Genomic DNA, 20,156 nt, shown 5'->3' with positions numbered 1-20,156 from the left:
CCTGCCGTACTGCTTCGCTTGACGTACGACAGGGGCCCCACCCAAGCCCTCACGGCGCGAGACGGCGGACGGCCCGCCCAAGCCCCCACCGCACGAGACGGCGGACGGCCCACCCAAGCCCTCACGGCACGAGACGGCGGACGGCCCGCCCGTCGCCCCGGCGTTCCCCAGGCATGCAGGGCCCGGCCCCGCGTGCCGGCGCAAGACCAGGCCCCCCGGGCCGCCCCGCACCCCCAGGCGCCGGCGTCAGGCAAGACACCCCTTAACGGGTGGCGTGTGGGCGGGGGCAATCCCCGCGCCGAAGGCGCGGGGCGGCGCCGGCCACGGGGCGTACACCGCCCACCCCGCACAGCCGCGCCGAAGGCGCGGGGCGGCGGCCGCCGAACGCGCACCGAGTGCCCCCGCGCCCCGCCGGAGGCGTCGAGGCATGGCGGTATGGCCGAGCGGCGTGGGCCGTCGGCCATACGGTGGCGGCCGAGGCCGCCGGGCCGGGGTCGCTCGAGCAGCTGCAGTCCCTGCTGGAGGTGACCCGGACGCGCGCTACGCCGCGGCCGCCGTCTCCGGAATCCGGAACGGCTTACCGCATCCGCCGCAGACGATGGGCGCCTGCGCCAGAACGGACGGGACGACGCGGACGTTGCGCCCGCAGTCGCAGACCGCCTTGACCCGGACGCCGCCCCCCGACGACCCGTGCCGGGCGGCCGGCCCCCGGAAGGCGCGCGTGGTCTCCGCCGTCGTGGCGACCGTGTGTGCCTTCAGGGCCCGGTTGAGACGGTCCATCGCCGGCCGGTACCGCTTCTTGGTCTCGGGGGTGAGGGTCACCAGCGAGAACCCGCTGCTGGCATGGGGCTCGTCCGCGTGCTCGAGCCCCATCTCCTCGGCGATGGCAAGGAATCGGCGGTTGTGGTAGCGCCCCGCCCGCGAGGTGTCGCGGATGCCGCGGGCCGCGGCCACACCGTGGACGGCTTCATGCAGGAGCCGTTCGAAGGAGAGTTCCCCGCCACAGGCGGAGGAGGACTCACCGATCAGCGCTTCGGGCGCGGCGAGGTCGGGCAGTTCCGGGTGGTGCCGTTGGATTTCGGCCCACGCGACTGCCAGCTCGGCGGCCAGTACAGGTGGTGTCGTGCTCACGTCGTGAATAACGAGCGAGTGCCCGCCGGTGTTCCGATTCCCGGCATCCGAAATCATTTGCCCCTACCGGCTGGTACCACGCTCATACGCCGATGCGAGGGCAGGTACGCAGAACTCCGGAGATTGTGACGCGTACGGGCATGGCTCACTACAAGCCGTTACATACCCGGCGCGCACCACCCAGCGCGTGGCTGAAACTACGCGCTGGGGGCGTGCACAGATACGACGGCTGTCACCCGCATCCGGTTCCCGCAGGGGGAACCGGAATCCGTCTCAGTACGACCGAGCGACGATCGCCACCGTACCCGGTACGTCGTAGCCGTCCGGAACCGACCCGTCCTCCGCGACCAGGCACCGCACCGAAACGGACTGCTCGCCGAGCTTGGCCTCGCCCTCCGGGCCCAGGTCCGCCCACGGGATGCGCGCCCAGCCGCCGCCCACGGCGACCTCCGCGGCCTCCTCGATCGTCCGCACATCGCTCGTACGCGACTCGCGCCGCTCGCGCGACTGCGTCAGCAGCAGCTGCTGGTCCTCTTCGAGCACCTTCGGCAGCAGCCCGTCAAGAGCGTCGATCCGGACGGGCTCCTTGCCGCCGGCGATCCGCCGGGCGACCATCGCGGTCCCGTTCTCCAGATCGCGCGGGCCGACCTCGACCCGCACCGGGACGCCCTTGAGCTCCCAGTCCACCGCGCGGCGGCCGAACGGCGTGTCCGTCCGGTCGTCGACCCGCACCCGCAGACCGGCCGCCGTCAGCCGGTCGCCGATCTCGCGCACCTTGGCGACGACCGCGTCGTCACCCTTGATCGCCATGACCACGACCTGGATGTGGGCCAGGCGCGGCGGCACCCGCAGACCGTTGTCGTCGCCGTGCGCCATCACCAGCGCGCCGACCATGCGGGTCGTGGAGCCCCAGGAGGTCTGCCAGACCAGCTCCTGCTTGCCCTCCTTGGACAGGTAGGAGGTGTTGAACGCCTTGGCGAAGTTCTGGCCCAGCTCGTGGCTGGTGCCCATCTGCAGCGCCTTGCCGTCGCCCATCATCGCCTCGAGGGTGAGGGTGTTGATGGCGCCGGCGAAGCGCTCCTTGACGGTCTTGCGGCCGGGGACGACGTCGATGGCGAGGACGTCGCGCATGAACGCCTCGTACACATCACGGTGGATCTTCGCGGCGTAGTCCCGCGCGTCCTCGTACGTGGCGTGGGCCGTGTGCCCCTCCTGCCACAGGAACTCCGACGTACGCAGGAAGAGGCGCGGGCGCATCTCCCAGCGGACCACGTTCGCCCACTGGTTGATCAGCAGCGGCAGATCGCGGTAGCTCTGCACCCACTTCGAGAAGTACTCGTTGATGATCGTCTCGGAGGTGGGCCGGACGACGACCGGCTCCTCCAGCTCCTTGCCGCCGCCGTGCGTGACGACCGCCAGCTCCGGCGCGAAGCCCTCGACGTGCTCGGCCTCACGCGTCAGGTAGGACTGCGGGATGAAGAGGGGGAAGTACGCGTTCTGCGCCCCGACCTCCTTGATCCGGCGGTCCATGTCCTGCTGCATCCGCTCCCACAGCCCGTACCCGTACGGTCGGATCACCATGGTGCCGCGCACCGGGCCGTTGTCGGCCAGCTCGGCCTTGTTGATCAGATCCTGGTACCAGCGCGGAAAGTCTTCCGCCTGGGGCGTGAGAACGGGTGCCTTTGCCATGGCGCAGATGGTACGGCCCTCCCCGGGACTTTGCCGAATCGCCTATGGACGCCCGGACGGATGGGGAGTTATCTGGCACATGAGGGGGAGGGCCTCACGGGGGACCAGTAGGCGAGATCCGGCTGATTGGGGCGTTGACACGATGACTCCTGCGCTCGTACGGACCCACCCCGCCACATCACGGCATCCCCGGACACCGGCCCCGCCGGCCCCCCGCGAGGCGCCCGGTGCCCGCACCCGGGACTGGGCGGAGATCCAGGAGCGCATGCTCGTCCCGCTGTACGAGGCGGTGTACGAGCGGCTCGGCATCGGCCCGGGCAGCCGGCTGCTGGGCCTTCGCTGCGGCACCGGTCTCGCCCTGCTGCTGGCGGCGCGGCGCGGGGCCTCGGTCACCGGGCTGGACACCGACTCCCGGCGGCTGGCGCTGGCGCGCGAGCGCCTGGCCGGCGAGCCGCGGACCGGCCCGGGGCAGCAGGTGTACGACGTGTTCCTCCCGGGCGGCTCCCTGCCCGCCGTACCGCAGAGGCCGTTCACGGCCGTCACGTCCTTCGAGCGCTCCCGCGCCTCCGCCCTCGCCGAGGCCGCGGTGCTCGCCGAGGCCGGCAGTCCCGTCGTACTGGCCGGCTGGGGCCCGTCGGAGCGCTGCGCCACGGCCTCCGTGCTGCGCCTGGGCTCCCGGCTCGCGGACCGGGCGGGCGGCTGGCAGCCCGCGGGCCGCGACGATCTGGAGGAGCTCGCGCGGGCGGCGGGGCTGCGGCCCGCCGGCTCCGGCCGGGTGGCGTGCCCCTTCGGCTACGCCGACGTGGACAGCGCGGTGCGCGGTCTGCTCTCCACCGGCTACTTCGGCGCGGCGATCCGCGCGCTGGACGAGGCACAGGTCCGCAAGGAGCTGGCCGAGGCGCTCCACCCGTACCGCCGCCCCGACGGCACGGTGTGGATGCCCAACGTGTTCCGCTATCTGATCGCCACTGCCTGACCACCACCGAAGGACCCCGGCCCGGTCACACCGGAGGACCCGCTGGCCTGATCACTCCGGAGCGTCCGACCGCCGGATCTCCGCGGCCGCCCGGCGCAGTTCGGCGAGGACCGTGCGTACGGCCCGGCGCGCGGTGCGCTCGGGGCGGTGCAGTACGTCGATGTCGCGCCGGGCGCGCACGCCCTCCAGCGGCCGCAGCACCACGCCGGGATACGGCCGCCCCGTCCACCGCGGCAGCAGTGCCAGCCCGCCGCCGGCCGCCACGGCGTGCGCGACGACCGTGAACTCGTTGATGCGGTGCACGATGTCCAGCGGCCGGCCCGCGGCGACCGCGATCGCGTCCAGGGTCGCCGCCACCGGGAACCCCTCGTGCGCGGTGATCCACGGTTCGCCGGCGACCTCCCGCGGCGCGAGCCGGGCCCTGTCAGCCAGCGGATGGCCGGCGGGCAGCGCCACGTCCAGCGGCTCGCGCAGCAGCGTCGTCGCGGTCACCGTGCCGGGCCAGCCGGGCGTGTGGTCGAGGCGGTGCGCGAGTACGAGGTCGTAGTCGCGGGTCAGCGCCGGGAAGCGCTCCTGGGCGACGTCCTCGTCCGCGAGGGAGAGCCGGGGCCCGGACACCCCCCGCAGCAGCAGCGGGAAGAACGACGACGCCGCGCTGTGGAAGGCCGCCACCGACACCGCCGCGTCGGGGCGACCCACGAACTCCTCCACCGTGTGCCGGGCCCGCGCCAGCGCCGTCTCCACCTCGATCGCCGCGGCGGCCAGCGCCCTCCCGGCGTCGGTGAGCACCACCCGGCGGCCGTCGCGCTCGGTCAGCGGCACGGGGACCGAGCGCTGCAGCAGCCGCAGTTGCTGGGAGATGGCCGACGGCGTCACCAGCATCGCCTCGGCGACGGCGCTCACGCTGCCCAGCTCGCCGAGCTCGCGCAGGATCCGCAGCTGCCTCGCGTCCATCCGCCCGCCCCTCCCACGTTGTAGCCCTGCTACAACGTACCTTCAGAAGTTGGGTCTGGGCTTCAGCGTGCCGTTGCGGCAGCGTGGTGGCCGTGCTCGCTTCCCGCCGCACCGACCTGGTGCTCCTGCTCGTCGCGGTCGTCTGGGGCTCCAGCTATCTGGTCGCCAAGAACGCCACCGTCGTACTCCCCGTGCTGGTCGTCCTCCTCGCCCGGTACGCGCTGTCGACGGCCGCCTGCCTGGCGCTGGTCCGCGGGCGCCGGCCCACCCGCGACGAGGTGCGGGCGGGCACCCTGCTCGGCGTCACCCAGGGCGCCGTGCTGGTGCTGGAGACGTACGGCGTCGCCCACACCAGCGCCGCCAACGCGGGGCTGATCATCAGCCTCACCATCGTGCTCACCCCGCTGCTGGACCGCGGGAACGGCCGGCTGCCCGGGCGGTTCTTCCTCGCCGCCGGCGTCTGCGTGGCCGCCGTGGGGCTCCTGATGTCCGGCACGGGGCTGGACGCCCCCCGCTCCGGCGACCTGCTGATGCTGGCCGCCGCGGTGGTCCGGGCCGGGCACGTCGCCCTGGTCGGTCGTACGACGGCGGGCCGGGCCGTACGGCCGCTGCACCTCACCGCCGTACAGAGCGCCGTGGGTACCGCCCTGCTGCTGGTTCCCGCCGCCGCCGGGGTGCCGGACCTCGTCCACGCGGACGCCGGCACCTGGGCGCAGCTCGCCTATCTCGCCCTGTTCTGCAGCGTGTTCGCCTTCCTCGCGCAGACCTGGGCCATCCAGCGGACGTCCGCCAGCCGTGCCAGTCTGCTGCTGGGCACCGAGCCCGTGTGGGCGGTGGCCACCGGCATCTGGCTGGGCGGCGAGCCGCTCACCGCCGCCACGGCCCTCGGCGCGGCCCTCATGGTCGCCGGCACGTACTGGGGCCAGTCCGTCGAACGCACCCACCGCAGTACAGCGAAAGGAACCACCCCGTGTCCGACACCGGGAACACCCACGGCACTTACCAGCGCCTGATCGACCTGCTCGACGCGGCGGGTACGGCGTACCGGCTCATCGACCACACGCCCGAGGGGGCCACGGAGGAGGTCAGCGCCCTGCGCGGGCACCCGGTCTCGTCCGCCGCGAAGTGCATCATCCTTCGGGTGAAGACCGACCGGAGGACGACCCGGCACGTGCTCGCCGTCGTGCCCGGCGACCGCCGCGTGGACCTCGACGCGGTGCGCGGGCTGTACGGCGCCCGGTACGCCGGTTTCACGGACGCGCAGACCGCCGAGCGGCTCGCGGGCTCGGTGCCCGGCACGGTGCTGCCGTTCAGCTTCGACGAGGAGATGGAGCTGGTCGCCGACCCGGCGGTGGTGGCCGTGCCCGAGCTGTACTTCAACGCGGCCCGGCTCGACCGGTCCCTGTGCCTGGCGGGCGCGGACTACGCCGAGCTGGCCGGCCCGCGCGTCGCGCCGATCGCGGTCTGACGGCGGTACGGGTAAGGCCCGCGCTCCATGGAGCGCGGGCCTTACCCGTACTGGCCTGCGTACTGGCGCTTACATGAACTTCTTGAACTCGTCCGGCAGCTCGAAGTTCGACGCGTCCTGACCCGCAGGCAGGCCGAACGCGCTGCCCGCGGACTCCTCGCGCTTCGCCTGCGCGGCGCGCTCCTCCTCCTGGCGCTTCATCGGGTTGCCGGAGCGCTGCTTGCCCTTGGCCTTCTTGACCGGCTTGCCCTTGCGCTTGGTGGCGCCGCCCATCCCGGGGATGCCGGGCATCCCCGGCATGCCCTTGCCCTGGGCCATCCGGGACATCATCTTGCGCGCCTCGAAGAACCGCTCCACCAGGTTCTTCACCGCCGAGACCTCGACGCCGGAGCCGCGCGCGATACGGGCGCGGCGCGAGCCGTTGATGATCATCGGGTCCTGGCGCTCGCCCGGCGTCATCGACTTGATGATCGCCGCGGTGCGGTCGACGTCCCGCTCGTCGAGGTTGTTGATCTGGTCCCGGATCTGGCCCATGCCGGGCATCATCCCGAGCAGCTTGGAGATGGAGCCCATCTTGCGGACCTGCTCCATCTGGGCCAGGAAGTCGTCGAGGGTGAACTCCTTCGGCCCCTTCGCCAGCTTCTCGGCCATCTTCTGGGCCTCGGCCGCGTCGAAGGTCTGCTCGGCCTTCTCGATGAGCGACAGCACGTCGCCCATGCCCAGGATGCGCGACGCCATCCGGTCCGGGTGGAAGGCGTCGAAGTCGTCCAGCTTCTCGCCGTTGGAGGCGAACATGATCTGCCGGCCGGTGACGTGCGCCACGGACAGCGCGGCACCGCCGCGGGCGTCGCCGTCGAGCTTGGACAGCACGACGCCGTCGAAGCCGACGCCGTCGCGGAACGCCTCGGCGGTGTTGACCGCGTCCTGGCCGATCATGGCGTCGACGACGAAGAGGATCTCGTCGGGGCTGACCGCGTCGCGGATGTCGGCCGCCTGCTGCATCATCTCGGCGTCGATGCCGAGGCGGCCGGCGGTGTCGACGATCACGACGTCGTACTGCTTGTCACGCGCGTACGCGATCGAGTCCTTCGCGACCTTCACCGGGTCGCCGACGCCGTTGCCCGGCTCGGGCGCGTACACCGCGACGCCGGCGCGCTCGGCGACGACGCTCAGCTGGTTGACGGCGTTGGGGCGCTGCAGGTCGCAGGCCACGAGCAGGGGCGCGTGCCCCTGGCCCTTGAGCCACCGGCCGAGCTTTCCGGCGAGGGTGGTCTTACCGGCACCCTGCAGACCGGCGAGCATGATGACCGTCGGCGGGTTCTTCGCGAACCGCAGCCGGCGGGTCTCGCCGCCGAGGATCGCGACGAGCTCCTCGTTGACGATCTTGATGACCTGCTGCGAGGGGTTCAGTGCCTTCGACACCTCGATGCCGGTGGCACGGTCCTTGACCTGCTTGATGAAGGCCCGTACGACGGGCAGCGCGACGTCGGCCTCCAGCAGGGCCACACGGATCTCACGCGCCGTGGCGTCGATGTCGGCCTCGGTCAGGCGGCCCTTGCCCCGGAGGGACTTGAAGGCTGCTTCGAGGCGATCGGAAAGAGTGTCGAACACGGCGGTCGTCGATCCTCAGCTCGGGGGACTCAGAAGTGGGTCGCCCTCCAGGGTATCGGGCCGGTGCAAGGCGGTGGTCCCCGCCCGGTGCGCGGTCACCGCGTCAGCACCCCCTGCACCGTCCGCGCCACCTCGGCGGCCTCCAGTTCCCCGAGCGGGCCGCCGTCGGGACCGGTGACGTAGAAGGCGTCCACGGCGTTCGCGCCCAGCGTGCTCACGTGTGCCGACCGCACATGCACCCCCGCCGCCTCCAGCGCCCGTCCGATCCGGTGCAGCAGCCCCGGGGCATCCTGCGCGCGCACCTCCAGCACCGTGGCCAGCGACGAGCCGCCCCGCGCCACCGTCACCCGCGGCGCGGGCGCCGCGACCCCGCGGCGGCGGCCCGGGCGGTAGGCACGCTCCCGTTCCGTGAGCCGGGCCTGGATGTCGAGGGAGCCCTCCAGCGCCCGGACGAGGTCCGCGCGCAGCCGGCCGGCCTCGGGCAGGGAGCCGTACTCCGCAGCGACCCGCCAGTTCAGCAGCAGCACCCGGCTGGTGGACCCCGTGATCAGCTCGGGCAGGTCCAGGGGCCGCAGCTCCGCCGCGCGTACCGCGAGGCGGTGCAGGGCGAGGACCCCGGCGACGGCCGCCAGGACGCCGGCCTGGTCGGGCAGCGCGATCTGCAGTTCGACGCCCACCGGCCGCGGGCCGTCCTCGTCGCCGAGCAGTTCCTCGGAGCGGGCGCGCAGGGCGAGCGCCGGGGAGCCGGTGCGCCACGCCTCGATCGCCATCCGCTCCTCGTCGGCGGTGGGCGCGGCGGCGGAGGCGGGGGCCACCTCGGCGGCCCCGGCGAGCACGGCCGCCGCCCGTTTGGCGAGATCGGCGGCCAGCGAGCTGCGCCAGGTCGACCAGGCGGCCGGCCCGGTGGCCAGCCCGTCCGCCTCGGTCAGGGCGTGCAGCAGCTCCAGCGTGCCCACGTCGCGGACGGCGTCCGTGATCACCTGCACGGTCGCCGGGTCGTCGAGGTCGCGGCGGGTGGCGGTCTCGATGAGCAGCAGATGGTGCCGTACGAGCAGGGCGAGCGTCTCGGCGTCCGCCGGTCCGAAGCCCATCCGCTTGGCCATGTCCCGGGCGATGGTCTCGCCGGTCACGGAGTGGTCGCCGGGCCAGCCCTTGCCGATGTCGTGCAGCAGCGCGGCGACGAGCAGCAGGTCGGGGCGGCCGACGCGGCGGGTGAGGGCGGCGGCCTGGACGGCGGCCTCGACGAGGTGGCGGTCGACGGTCCAGCGGTGGACGGCGTTGCGCTGCGGGCGGCAGCGCACCCGCTCCCAGTCGGGCAGCAGTTTGGTGATGATGCCCTCGGCCTCCAGCGCCTCCCACACCCCGACGGCGGGCTCCCCCGCGCCGAGCAGCGTCACCAGCTGCTCGCGCGCCTCGGCGGGCCACGGTACGGGCAGCGGTTTCGCGGTGGCGGCGAGCCGGCGTACGGCGTGGCGGGACATCGGCAGCCCCGCCTGGGCGGCCGCGGCGGCAGCGCGCAGGACGAGCACCGGGTCGCGGTCGGGGCGGGCGCTGAGGGCGAGCACCGCCTCGCCGTCCTGCTCGACGACGCCCTCGGCGAGCGGGGCCCGCTCGACGGGTGTACGGGACTGGGCGCCGCCGCGGCCCAGCAGCGTGCGCAGCCGGGGGCGGGCGGCGCGGGCGCGCAGCACCCGGTCGACCTCGCGCCAGGAGACGTCGGAGGCGTAGGAGACGGTGCGCGCCGCCTCGTACACCTCGCGCAGCAGGGTGTCGGCGTCGAGCAGGCCGAGGTCGGCGGCGACCTGGTCGTGGTCCTGCAGGGAGAGCCGGTCGGTGGCGCGGCCGGTGGCGAGGTGGAGGGCGTCGCGTACGTCGAGCAGCCAGGTGCGGGCGCGCTCCAGGCCCTCGCGGGGGGCGTCGGCGAGCCAGGACGCGGCCACCGCGCGCAGGGCGGTGATGTCGCGCAGGCCGCCGCGGGCCTCCTTGAGGTCGGGTTCGAGCAGGAACTGCAGCTCGCCGTGGCGTTCGGCGCGCGCGGCCCCGATCTCCAGGAGCTCCGGGAGGCGGTCGGGGGCCTGGTTGCGCCAGTTGGCGAGGACCGTGCTGCGCAGTCCGGCCGTCAGCGCGCCGTCACCCGCGATATGGCGGGCGTCGAGGAGGCCGAGCTGGACCTTGAGGTCCTCGCCGGCGGTGGTGAGGGCCTCGCCGACGGTCCGTACCGAGTGGTCCAGGGCCAGGCCCTGGTCCCAGACCGGGTACCAGATGCTGTCGGCGATCCCGGCGATCGCGGCCGCCTTGCGGGAGCCGTCGTGCAGCAGGAGCAGGTCGAGGTCGCTGCGGGGCGAGAGTTCGCCCCGCCCGTAGCCGCCGACGGCCACCAGGGACAGGCCCCTGACGGCGGTCGCGTCGGGTTCGTCTGCGGCGGTGTGCAGCAGCGCCGCCAGCCACCGGTCGGTGACCGCGGCGAGCCCGGCACGGCGCGGCGGCCCGGACTGAGCACCCTCGGTGAGGAGGCTCAGCCGGGCCGCCGCGTAGCTGGCGGGAGCCGCGTCCGATTCGGTCGTGGAGGTCTTCGAGGTCTTCGCTTCGAGGCCTTCGGTCACCCGCCGTACTCCTGCCTGTTCTCCGTCTTTCGCGGCGCTCCGGTCAGAGCGCGTCGGGGCCGCGCTCGCCGGTGCGTACCCGCACCGCCGTCTCGACCGGGACGGACCACACCTTGCCGTCGCCGATCTTGCCGGTACGGGCGGCCTTGACCACCACGTCGACGAGCTGCTCCGCGTCATCATCCTCGACGAGGACCTCGATCCGGACCTTCGGCACGAGGTCGACCGTGTACTCCGCGCCGCGGTAGACCTCGGTGTGGCCGCGCTGGCGGCCGTATCCGCTGGCCTCGGTGACGGTCAAGCCGTGTACGCCGAAGGCCTGGAGGGCCTCCTTCACCTCGTCGAGGCGGTGTGGCTTGATGACTGCCGTGATCAGCTTCATGCGTCAACCTTCTTGCTCGTAGCGTCCTGGGCAGCGGGGGCCGGGGCCGGGAGCGCGGTGGAGACACCCGCCGAGCTGCCGACGCCGCTGTAGTCGTAGCCGGTCTCGGCGTGCTCGGCCTGGTCGATGCCGGCGACCTCGACGTCCTCGCTGACCCGCATCCCGATCGTCTTGTCGATGAGGAAGGCCAGGATGGCGGAGGCCACCAGGGAGTACGCAAGGGTCGCGCCGACACCGGCCGCCTGCTTGCCGAGCTGGTCGAGCCCGCCGCCGTAGAACAGGCCCTGCGCGGTGGACTGCACGCCGCCGGTGGCGAAGAGGCCGACGAGCAGGGAGCCGACGACACCGCCGACCAGGTGGACACCGACGACGTCGAGGGAGTCGTCGTAGCCGAACCTGTACTTCAGGCCCACGGCCATGGCGCACAGCACACCGGCGACCGCGCCGATCGCGATGGCGCCCAGCGGGGAGCAGGAACCACCCGACGGGGTGATGGCCACAAGGCCGGCGACCGCGCCGGAGGCGGCGCCCAGGGTGGTGAACGCGCCGTGGCGGATCTTCTCGTACGCGAGCCAGGCGAGCATGGCGGCGGCGGTGGCGACCTGGGTGTTGACGAACATCACCGCGCCGACGCCGTCGTCGTTGCCGAGCCAGGAGCCGGCGTTGAAGCCGAACCAGCCGAACCACAGCAGGGCGGCGCCCAGCATCACCAGCGGCAGGTTGTGCGGCCGCATCGGGTCCTTCTTGAAGCCGACGCGCTTGCCGATCACCAGGATCACGCCGAGGGCGGCGGCGCCGGCGTTGATGTGCACCGCGGTACCGCCGGCGAAGTCGATCACGCCGAGATCGAAGGCCCAGCCGCCGGCGCCCCACACCCAGTGGGCGATCGGGAAGTAGACGACGGTGACCCACAGGGCGAGGAAGAGGGCCCAGGCGGAGAACTTGACCCGGTCCGCCAGGGCGCCGCTGATCAGCGCGGGCGTGATGATCGCGAACATCAGCTGGAAGACGGCGAAGACGTACACCGGGATGGTGTAGCCGTCCCAGAGCTCGACGATCCCGAGCCCACTGAGGCCCACGAAGTCGTTGTCCCAGCCGACGATGCCGCCCTTGTCGGTGCCGAAGGCCATGCTGAAGCCGTAGAGCACCCACAGGATGGTGACGATGCCCAGGCTGATGAAGCTCATCATCAGCATGTTGAGTACGGACTTGACCCGGACCATGCCTCCGTAGAAGAAGGCCAGGCCCGGCGTCATGATCATCACCAGGGCGGAACAGATGAGCATGAATCCCGTGTTGGCGGCAGACAGCGTCGGGGCTGCTGCGGCCAGCGTGATGCCTGTTGGCATCGGCGTCTCCTCGTCGTCGTGCGGCCCGTGCGGGCGAACAGCTGAGCGGTAGAACGGGTGGGCCGGTATGCGCCCTTAAGTTGGCGCAGCGCGGTTTCAGCCGTTGCCGCCTGATGTTTCGCGGCCGTGACGAACACACACACGGTGTTACGAGGGGGTGAACCGCCGCTGTGGCGCCTTGGCGCGGCGTACTCTCGGGGTCCCTCGGGGGTGACCGGTCGCGGCGGGGCCTGGTTGACCTGGCGTGGGGGTTGCCGAGTCGGGCAGTTTGCGGCCGCCGCCGCGACCGGGGCGCGGGCCGGAGCCGTCAGGCGGTCTCCGGGAGTTCCTGCTGGAGCCGGTCGGCGAGCCGCACCACGTCGGCCACCTGCCCGTACTCCCGCAGGGCGGCGTCCACCGTGGTCCGGATGCGGGTGTTGACCCGCTCGGAGCGGACGCTGCGGGCGAGCGTGATGGCCTCACCGGTACGGACGGCGCACTGCTCGGGCTCGCGCTCCAGCAGGTGCACGGTGGCCATCCCGACGAGGTTCAGCGCATACGACCGGGCGTAGAGGGGCTGGCCGGCGAAGAGCTCCACCGCCCGCTGCATCGGCGGCCGGGCGAGGGCCGCGTACTTGGGGGAACGGCCGGCCACATAGGCGAGATCGCGGTAGGAGTGGGCGTTCTCGGCGCACAGCTCGCCCTCGCTGAAGAACCGGATCCAGCCCGGCTCGTCGTCACCGGTGGCGATGTCGGAGAAGCAGTCCTCGGCCATCCGCACCGCGCGGTGGCAGCGGTCGGGCTGGCCGAGATTGGCGTACGCCCGGGCCTCCATCGCATACAGCATGGACTGGGTGCGGGGGGTGGCGTTGTCACGGCTGCCGTACTGCGCGAGGTGGGTCAGCTCCAGCGCGTCGTCGGCGCGGCCCAGATGGATCATCTGGCGGCTCATGCTGGAGAGGATGTACGCGCCCAGCGGCTTGTCGCCCGACTCCTTGGCGGCGTGCAGGGCGAGCACGAAGTACTTCTGGGCGGTGGGCTGCAGGCCCACGTCGTAACTCATCCACCCGGCGAGCTGGGCGAGTTCGGCGGCGGAGCGGAAGAGCCGGCGGGTGACGTCGGTGGTCTGCGACTCCTGGAGTAAGTCCGTCACCTCGTGCAGCTGGCCGACGACGGCCTTGCGGCGCAGGCCGCCGCCGCACTGGTTGTCCCACTGCCGGAACATCGTCGTGGTGGACTCGAGCAGTTCGAGCTCGGGGGCGGAGAGCCGGTGCGGCCGGCCGGCTCCGGGGGCGGGGAGCGGCGCGGAGTCGCCGGGCAGGGTCGGGGTGGGGACGAGCCAGCGCTGCATCGGCTCGATGAGCGCGGGGCCGGCGGACAGGCCGAGGGAGCTGCCGAGGAAGCCGCGGCGCGCGAGCATCAGATCGCTGCGCGAGAACTCGCTCATCATCTGCACGGTCTGCGGGGCGGCCCAGGGCAGGTCGACGCCGCTGCCGGCGGGGGTGGGCCGGGCGGCGCGCAGGCCGAGGTCCTCGACGCTGACCGGTGACCCGAAGCGCTCGGAGAACAGTTCGGAGAGGATGCGCGGGATGGGCTCGCGCGGGTTCTCCCCGTCCAGCCAGCGGCGTACGCGGGAGGTGTCGGTGCTGATGTGGTGCGCGCCGAGGGTGCGGGCCCGCCGGTTGACCTGGCGGGCGAGTTCGCCCTTGGACCAGCCGCTGCGCATGAACCACGAGGTCAGCGCATCATTGGGGCGCTTGTCAGCGCCGCCTTGGCTGCTGCTCATGCCGCCCACGTCGATGGCCCCCATCCTGCTGCGGCCCGCGGCGTTTGTCTTGCCTCCGGCATAGTCACCTGACGCATACCGGCTGGGCCTGTGCACTGAAAGTAATCCTACGATCACCTCCACGGCGAGCGCGATCCCTGAAACGCCACCATTCGCCACCCCTAGGAGTGAACATCCCTCTGGCTTCGCACGGTTGACTTGACAAGGGCACTTCGAGGGCCGGTTGCAGTGGGGCGCGAAACGGCGCGTGTCGCTCCGTACGCCACCCCCTTTCGCCACCGCACGCCTCGGAGGCGCCTCCCGGCGACGCTGAGTTACCGACAAGATGCTGTACGTAAGGATCTGCCGGTGGTTGAAGTCTTCCCGTGCGGAGCGGGGACAGTAACCATCGGCCCGGGAGACCCGTTGGAGGGGGCATGGGCTTCACAATCGGCGGCATCCGCGACTTCCGCGCGACGAGACCGGCGCGGCCGGCCCGGCGCAGCCGCTCCTTCGAGGGCACGGCGGTCGCCGAGTACACCGGGCTGTGGGGCTGGGACGTGGTCGCCGGCGCCCGGCTGGTGCGCGGTGAGTGCTCCTGCGGCCGCGAAAGCTGCCTCTCCCCCGGCGACCACCCGCTGGAGTACGCGTCGGTGGTGCCGGCCGGCACCACGCTCGACGGTGCCACGGCGGCCTGGGCGCGTACGCCGGGCGCCTCGGTGCTGCTGCCGGTGGGGCGTTCGTTCGACGTGCTGGAGGTCAGCACGGTGGCCGGTCAGCGGGCGCTGGTCCGGCTGGAGCGGATGGGGCTGCCGCTCGGACCCGTGTCGGCGACGCCCGCGGGCCGCGCGTACTTCTTCGTCGCCCCCGGTGCCGCGGCGGAGCTCCCCCAGCTCCTGTACCGCACCGGATGGGACGACGCCGACCTCGATCTGCGCTGCCTCGGCGCCGGCGACCACATCACGGCGCCGCCGTCGGACCACCGCGGGCTCGGGCCGGTGCGGTGGCTGCGCCCGCCGTCGCTGGAGACCGGGGAGGGGCTGCCGCCGGCCCGGATGCTGCTGGGGACGCTGGCGTACTTCTGCCACCGGGTGGCGGTCGCGACGTAAAGGCTTCTGGGGGCTCCGCCCCTGGGCGTTGTGGTGGGGTTCCGCTCGGAAGGCGGTGCGCTCACGGCGCAGGGGCGGTACGGCTATCAGCCGTACCGCCCCCTGTGTGCGTCAGCGGGTTCAGTCGCCGATCAGGGCGTCCACGAACGCCTCCGGCTCGAACGGGGCCAGGTCGTCCGGGCCCTCGCCGAGGCCCACCAGCTTGACCGGGACGCCCAGCTCGCGCTGCACCGCGACCACGATGCCGCCCTTGGCGGTGCCGTCGAGCTTGGTGAGCACGATGCCGGTGATGTCCACGACCTCGGCGAAGACACGCGCCTGGACCAGGCCGTTCTGGCCGGTCGTCGCGTCGAGCACCAGCAGCACCTCGTCCACCGGGCCGTGCTTCTCGACGACGCGCTTGACCTTGCCCAGCTCGTCCATCAGACCGGTCTTGGTGTGCAGCCGGCCCGCGGTGTCGATGAGCACCACGTCGGCGCCCTCGCTGATGCCCTCCTTGACCGCGTCGAACGCCACGGACGCCGGGTCGCCGGCCTCGGGGCCGCGCACGGTGCGGGCGCCGACGCGCTCGCCCCAGGTCTGCAGCTGGTCGGCGGCGGCGGCGCGGAAGGTGTCGGCGGCGCCCAGGACGACGGACTTGCCGTCGGCCACGAGGACACGGGCCAGCTTGCCGGTCGTGGTGGTCTTGCCGGTGCCGTTGACACCGACGACGAGGACGACGCCGGGGACCTCCGAGCCGTCGGCGGTGATGCCGGGCTCGGTGTGCACGGTGCGGTCCAGGTCGGTGCCGACGAGGTGCAGCAGCTCCTCGCGCAGCAGGGCGCGGAGCTCCTCGGGGCTGCGGGTGCCGAGGACCTTCACGCGCTCGCGCAGCCGCTCCACGAGCTCCTGCGTCGGGACGACACCGAGGTCGGCGGTGAGGAGGATGTCCTCGATCTCCTCCCAGGTGTCCTCGTCGAGGTGGTCCCGGGAGAGCAGGCCGAGCAGGCCCTTGCCCAGCGCGTTCTGCGAGCGGGCGAGGCGGGCGCGCAGCCGCACCAGCCGGCCGGCGGTCGGCGCGGGCACCTCGATCTCGGGCGCGGCCTCGATGTCGGGGACCGGCGCCTCGGTCTCGACGGGGGCCTGAACCTCCTGCGCCTCGGGGAGTTCGACCTCCTCGATGGTGCGCCGGACGTCTTCTTCGGCCGCGGGCCTCGCCTCCTCGCCGAGCCGGGGCTCGGCGGGGGGCGCGGTGATGGTGGGGGTCTCGCTCGGGGGCGGCAGCGCCTTCTTGCGACGCCCGCTGATGACGAGGCCGCTCGCGGCGCCCACCGCGACCACGGCGATGGCGATGATGAGGATGAGGATTTCCATAACGCAACCCAGTATGGCTGAGCCGCCGGGAAAGACGCCCCGCTGCCGGCGCCCGCTACTTCAGCCGCTGGCTGATCACCTTCGACACGCCGTCGCCCTGCATCGACACGCCGTACAGCGCGTCCGCGACCTCCATCGTGCGCTTCTGGTGCGTGATCACGATGAGCTGGGAGGACTCCTGCAGCTCCTTCATGATCCGGATCAGGCGCTGGAGGTTGGTGTCGTCGAGGGCGGCCTCGACCTCGTCCATCACGTAGAAGGGCGAGGGGCGGGCCTTGAAGATCGACACCAGCATCGCCACCGCCGTCAGGGAGCGCTCGCCGCCGGAGAGCAGCGACAGGCGCTTGACCTTCTTGCCCGGCGGACGGGCCTCGACCTCGACGCCCGTGTGCAGCATGTCGTCGGGGTCGGTGAGGATGAGCCGGCCCTCGCCGCCCGGGAACAGCCGCGAGAAGACGCCCTCGAACTGGCGCGCCGTGTCGTGGAAGGCCTCCGTGAAGACCTGCTCGACGCGCTCGTCGACCTCCTTGACGACCTGGAGCAGGTCGGCGCGGGTCTTCTTGAGGTCCTCCAGCTGCTCGCTGAGGAACTTGTGCCGCTCCTCCAGCGCCGCGAACTCCTCCAGGGCGAGCGGGTTGACCTTGCCGAGCTGCTGGTACGCCCGCTCGGCGGCCTTCAGCCGCTTCTCCTGCTCGCTGCGGACGAAGGGCACCGGCTTGTTGCGCGGGTGCTCCGGGTCCTCGGGGAGCTTCTCGCCCTCGGCGGGCGGGGACGGCGGGACGAGCTGGTCGGGGCCGTACTCGCCGATGAGGGCGACCGGCTCGACGCCGAGCTCCTCCATCGCCTTGCCCTCCAGCTGCTCGATCCGCAGCCGCTTCTCGGCGCCGAGGACCTCGCCGCGGTGGACGGAGTCGGTGAGCTTGTCGAGTTCCTGGCTGATCTCGCGGGCGGCGTTGCGCTGCCGTACGAGCTCCTGCTCGCGGACGGCGCGGGCCTGCTCGGCGCCGGCGCGCTCCTGCTCGGCGCGGGCCAGGGAGACCTCGACGTGGGCGAGGAGCTGCCGGGCGCCGTGCGCGACGGCCGTGGCGACGGCCGCCTCGTGCCGGGCGCGGGCCCGGCGCTGCTCGGCGCGGGCGCGGGCCTCGCGTTCGGCGCGGGCGGCGCGGTCGAGGCCGTCGGCGCGGCCGGCGAGGCCCTTGACGCGCTCCTCGTGCGTACGGACCTGGAGGCGGGCCTCCATCTCCGTCTGGCGGGCGTTGGCGCCGTCGGCGGAGAGCCGGTCACGCAGGGTGGAGTCGGGCTCCTCCTCGACGTCCGTCTCCTCGAGGACGGCGAGCCTCTCCCCCAGCTCCGCCGCCTCCTCGGTGGCACGGACGAGGGCCACCTCCGCCTTGGCGACGGCCGCCCCCATCCGCTCGGCCTCGCCGGCCGCGGCGCGGGCGGCGCCGCCGAGACGGCCGAGCTCTCCGGCGACCTTGGACTTCTCCCGGTCGGCGGCGCTACGACGGGAGCCCAGCTCCTCCACCCGGGCGGCGCACGCGCGGCGGACCTCGGCGGCGGTGTGCTGGGCGTCCTCCAGCTCCTGGCAGCGCTGGTCGAGCTCGGCCAGTTCGGCCGCGGCCTCGTCGACGGAGGCCTGGACCTCCAGCAGGCTGGGCGCGCCGGCCGAGCCGCCGGTGGCGTAGTGGGCGCTGAGCAGATCGCCCTCGGCGGTGACGGCGGTCAGCCGCGGGTGGCCGGAGACGAGGTCCTCGGCGTCCTCCAGGGTGCCGACGACGACGATGTCCTTCAGCAGCCGGCGTACCGCGGGCAGCAGTTCGTCCGGTCCGGAGACCAGCGCGGCGGCCCAGCGGGCGGCCCCGGGGAGTTCGCCGTACGACTGCGACTCCTCGTGCGGGGCGCCCGCGAGGAGCAGGGCGGCGCGGCCGGCGTCGTGCTTGCGCAGCAGGCGCAGGGCGTCGGCCGCGGAGCCGGGGCCGGAGACGGCGACCGCGTCGGCGGCGGCGCCCAGGGCCGCGGCGACGGGGATCTCGTGGCCGGGGGCGACGGTGAGGAGTTCGGCGGCGGGGCCGAGCAGGCCGGAGAGCCGGTCGGTGGCCTCCAGCAGGGTGCCGGTGCCGTCCTTGCGGCGCAGGCCGAGCGCCAGGGCGTCGTGGCGGGCCTGGGTGGCGGCGCGCCTGCGCTCGGCGGTGGTGGCGGCCTCGCGGGCGGCGGTGAGCGCGGACTCGGCCTCGGCGAGGGCGAGTTTCGCCGTCTCGTGCTCCTCGGCCAGCTCCACGTCCCCGGCGTCCAGGCCGTCGACCTCGGCCTTGAGCGTCTCGTACGCCTCCTGGGCCGTGACGGCACGTTCCTGCGCCTCGTCGCGGGCGGTGGCGAGGCGGTCGATCTCGGCCTGGGCGGAGGCGGCGCGACCGCGGGCGGCGGTGACCTGACCGCTTATCCGGGCGAGGCGTTCGCGGCGGTCGGCGATGGCGCGGGCGGCGTCCTTGAGCCGGCGCTCCTCGTCGTAGAGCTGCCGCTCCAGCTCGGCGCGGTGGGAGACGGTGTCCTCCAGCGCGCGCTGCGCGGCCTCCAGGGCGGCCTCCAGCTCGGCCTCCTGCTCGCGGACGCGCTGCGCCTCGCGCTCCATGTCCTCCGGGTCGCGGCCGCGGCGCTCCTCGGCGGGGGCGGAGGTGGCGCTGCGGACGCGGGCCTCGGCGAGGCTCACGGTGCCGCGGACGCGTTCGGCGAGCTGGCCCAGCTCGTGCCAGGTGGCCTGGGCCTCGCGCAGCCGGGGGGTGAGGGCCTGGACCTCGGCCTCCAGCGCGGCCTCGCGTTCGCGGGCGGCCGTGAGGGCGGCCTCGGCGGCCTCCTTGCGCTCCTTCAGGGCGGCCTCGTCGGCGACCTCGGCGGCGAGCGCCTCGCGCTGGGAGACCAGGTCGTGGGCCAGCAGCCGGAGCCTCGCGTCGCGCAGGTCGGCCTGGATGACGGCGGCCTTGCGGGCGACGGCGGCCTGCCGGCCGAGCGGCTTGAGCTGGCGGCGCAGCTCGTCGGAGAGGTCCTGGACGCGGGCGAGGTTCGCCTGCATGGCGTCCAGCTTGCGCAGCGCCTTCTCCTTGCGCTTGCGGTGCTTGAGGACGCCGGCGGCCTCCTCGATGAAGGCGCGGCGGCCCATCGGGTCGGCGTGCAGGACGGAGTCGAGCTGGCCCTGGCCGACGATGACGTGCATCTCGCGGCCGATACCGGAGTCGGAGAGCAGTTCCTGGATGTCCAGCAGCCGGCAGGTGTCGCCGTTGATCTGGTATTCGCTGCCGCCGTTGCGGAACATGATCCGGGTGATCGTCACCTCGGCGTAGTCGATCGGCAGGGCGCCGTCGGAGTTGTCGATCGTCAGCGACACCTCGGCGCGGCCCAGCGGGGGGCGGCCGGTGGTGCCGGCGAAGATGACGTCCTCCATCTTTCCGCCGCGCAGGGATTTCGCCCCCTGCTCGCCCATCACCCAGGACAGGGCGTCGACGACGTTGGACTTCCCGGAGCCGTTGGGTCCGACCACACAGGTGATGCCCGGCTCGAAGCGCAGGGTGGTGGCGGACGCGAAGGATTTGAAGCCCCGGAGGGTGAGGCTCTTGAGGTGCACGCTGAGCTCTCCTCCGGCGATGAATCGATAGGACTGCTTACCTGACGGTGCCGGAGACTCTATCGCTCTTGCCCGTTTCACCGGGTAACGTGCAGGGCACATCAGTTGTAAGGGTCACCACCCTGCGGTGGAGGAAACATCTCCGCGCCGAGCGCTTTCGTCAACTGCCCC

General features: G+C 73.1%; 14 protein-coding genes. 4 read left to right on the top strand and 10 right to left on the bottom strand.

Annotated features, from left to right (window positions below; all coding sequences use genetic code 11):
* Positions 1-540 precede the first annotated feature (540 nt).
* On the bottom strand, positions 541-1,131 hold the full coding sequence (locus AB0M28_RS29675) for a hypothetical protein (protein ID WP_365411681.1): 591 nt from the start codon (positions 1,129-1,131) through the stop codon (positions 541-543).
* A gap of 273 nt (positions 1,132-1,404) precedes the next feature.
* Positions 1,405-2,820 carry a proline--tRNA ligase gene (gene proS, locus AB0M28_RS29670; protein WP_365411675.1) on the bottom strand — a complete coding sequence of 472 codons (1,416 nt, stop codon included), beginning with the start codon at positions 2,818-2,820 and terminating at the stop codon, positions 1,405-1,407.
* A gap of 142 nt (positions 2,821-2,962) precedes the next feature.
* Here proS and AB0M28_RS29665 point away from each other — a divergent pair, with 142 nt between their 5' ends.
* Entirely contained in the window at positions 2,963-3,796 is an 834-nt protein-coding gene (locus AB0M28_RS29665; protein WP_365411672.1) for an SAM-dependent methyltransferase, read from the top strand.
* A gap of 51 nt (positions 3,797-3,847) precedes the next feature.
* Here AB0M28_RS29665 and AB0M28_RS29660 read toward each other — a convergent pair whose 3' ends face one another.
* Complete coding sequence (locus AB0M28_RS29660; RefSeq protein WP_365411669.1) at positions 3,848-4,750, bottom strand: LysR family transcriptional regulator; 903 nt, start codon at positions 4,748-4,750, stop codon at positions 3,848-3,850.
* Between the two features lie 92 nt (positions 4,751-4,842).
* Between AB0M28_RS29660 and AB0M28_RS29655 the strand changes: the two genes are divergently transcribed.
* The gene (locus AB0M28_RS29655) at positions 4,843-5,763 is read left to right on the top strand and encodes a DMT family transporter (protein ID WP_365411666.1); all 921 of its coding nucleotides are present in this window, start codon (positions 4,843-4,845) and stop codon (positions 5,761-5,763) included.
* The gene (locus AB0M28_RS29650) at positions 5,721-6,218 is read left to right on the top strand and encodes a YbaK/EbsC family protein (RefSeq protein WP_365411663.1); all 498 of its coding nucleotides are present in this window, start codon (positions 5,721-5,723) and stop codon (positions 6,216-6,218) included. The genes AB0M28_RS29655 and AB0M28_RS29650 overlap by 43 nt, the downstream gene beginning before the upstream one ends.
* 69 nt (positions 6,219-6,287) lie before the next feature.
* Here AB0M28_RS29650 and ffh read toward each other — a convergent pair whose 3' ends face one another.
* The 5 genes from ffh to AB0M28_RS29625 form a co-directional block, all read right to left on the bottom strand.
* The gene (gene ffh / locus AB0M28_RS29645; protein ID WP_365411660.1) at positions 6,288-7,829 is read right to left on the bottom strand and encodes a signal recognition particle protein; all 1,542 of its coding nucleotides are present in this window, start codon (positions 7,827-7,829) and stop codon (positions 6,288-6,290) included.
* A 95-nt stretch (positions 7,830-7,924) separates the two neighbouring features.
* The gene (locus tag AB0M28_RS29640) at positions 7,925-10,432 is read right to left on the bottom strand and encodes a [protein-PII] uridylyltransferase (protein ID WP_365411657.1); all 2,508 of its coding nucleotides are present in this window, start codon (positions 10,430-10,432) and stop codon (positions 7,925-7,927) included.
* Positions 10,433-10,475: 43 nt separating this feature from the next.
* Complete coding sequence (locus AB0M28_RS29635; RefSeq protein WP_365411654.1) at positions 10,476-10,814, bottom strand: P-II family nitrogen regulator; 339 nt, start codon at positions 10,812-10,814, stop codon at positions 10,476-10,478.
* Positions 10,811-12,163 (bottom strand): ammonium transporter, encoded by a 1,353-nt coding sequence (locus AB0M28_RS29630; RefSeq protein WP_365411651.1) that lies wholly within the window; start codon positions 12,161-12,163, stop codon positions 10,811-10,813. The genes AB0M28_RS29635 and AB0M28_RS29630 overlap by 4 nt, the downstream gene beginning before the upstream one ends.
* 307 nt (positions 12,164-12,470) lie before the next feature.
* The gene (locus AB0M28_RS29625; RefSeq protein WP_365411648.1) at positions 12,471-13,928 is read right to left on the bottom strand and encodes a hypothetical protein; all 1,458 of its coding nucleotides are present in this window, start codon (positions 13,926-13,928) and stop codon (positions 12,471-12,473) included.
* A gap of 416 nt (positions 13,929-14,344) precedes the next feature.
* Between AB0M28_RS29625 and AB0M28_RS29620 the strand changes: the two genes are divergently transcribed.
* Positions 14,345-15,016, top strand: coding sequence for a bifunctional DNA primase/polymerase (locus tag AB0M28_RS29620; protein ID WP_365411645.1), 672 nt, complete (start codon positions 14,345-14,347; stop codon positions 15,014-15,016).
* A gap of 120 nt (positions 15,017-15,136) precedes the next feature.
* On the opposite strand, the gene ftsY is transcribed toward AB0M28_RS29620, so the two are convergent.
* On the bottom strand, positions 15,137-16,369 hold the full coding sequence (gene ftsY / locus AB0M28_RS29615) for a signal recognition particle-docking protein FtsY (RefSeq protein WP_365411642.1): 1,233 nt from the start codon (positions 16,367-16,369) through the stop codon (positions 15,137-15,139).
* Positions 16,370-16,424: 55 nt separating this feature from the next.
* A complete protein-coding gene (smc, locus tag AB0M28_RS29610; protein ID WP_365411639.1) occupies positions 16,425-19,985 on the bottom strand; it encodes a chromosome segregation protein SMC in 3,561 nt (1,186 codons plus the stop codon).
* Between the last annotated feature and the right edge of the window lie 171 nt (positions 19,986-20,156).

Source organism: Streptomyces sp. NPDC051940 (genome assembly GCF_040680895.1).
GTDB lineage: Bacteria > Actinomycetota > Actinomycetes > Streptomycetales > Streptomycetaceae > Streptomyces.
Note: the sequence above shows the minus strand (reverse complement) of the source record. Positions and strands in the feature narration are given on the sequence as shown.

Coding starts and splice junctions, on each gene's coding strand:
- proS (WP_365411675.1), bottom strand. CDS start 2,820: ATGGCAAAGGCACCCGTTCTCACGCCCCAGGCGGAAGACTTTCCGCGC.
- AB0M28_RS29665 (WP_365411672.1), top strand. CDS start 2,963: ATGACTCCTGCGCTCGTACGGACCCACCCCGCCACATCACGGCATCCC.
- AB0M28_RS29660 (WP_365411669.1), bottom strand. CDS start 4,750: ATGGACGCGAGGCAGCTGCGGATCCTGCGCGAGCTCGGCGAGCTGGGC.
- AB0M28_RS29635 (WP_365411654.1), bottom strand. CDS start 10,814: ATGAAGCTGATCACGGCAGTCATCAAGCCACACCGCCTCGACGAGGTG.
- AB0M28_RS29630 (WP_365411651.1), bottom strand. CDS start 12,163: ATGCCAACAGGCATCACGCTGGCCGCAGCAGCCCCGACGCTGTCTGCC.
- AB0M28_RS29625 (WP_365411648.1), bottom strand. CDS start 13,928: ATGAGCAGCAGCCAAGGCGGCGCTGACAAGCGCCCCAATGATGCGCTG.
- AB0M28_RS29620 (WP_365411645.1), top strand. CDS start 14,345: ATGGGCTTCACAATCGGCGGCATCCGCGACTTCCGCGCGACGAGACCG.
- ftsY (WP_365411642.1), bottom strand. CDS start 16,369: ATGGAAATCCTCATCCTCATCATCGCCATCGCCGTGGTCGCGGTGGGC.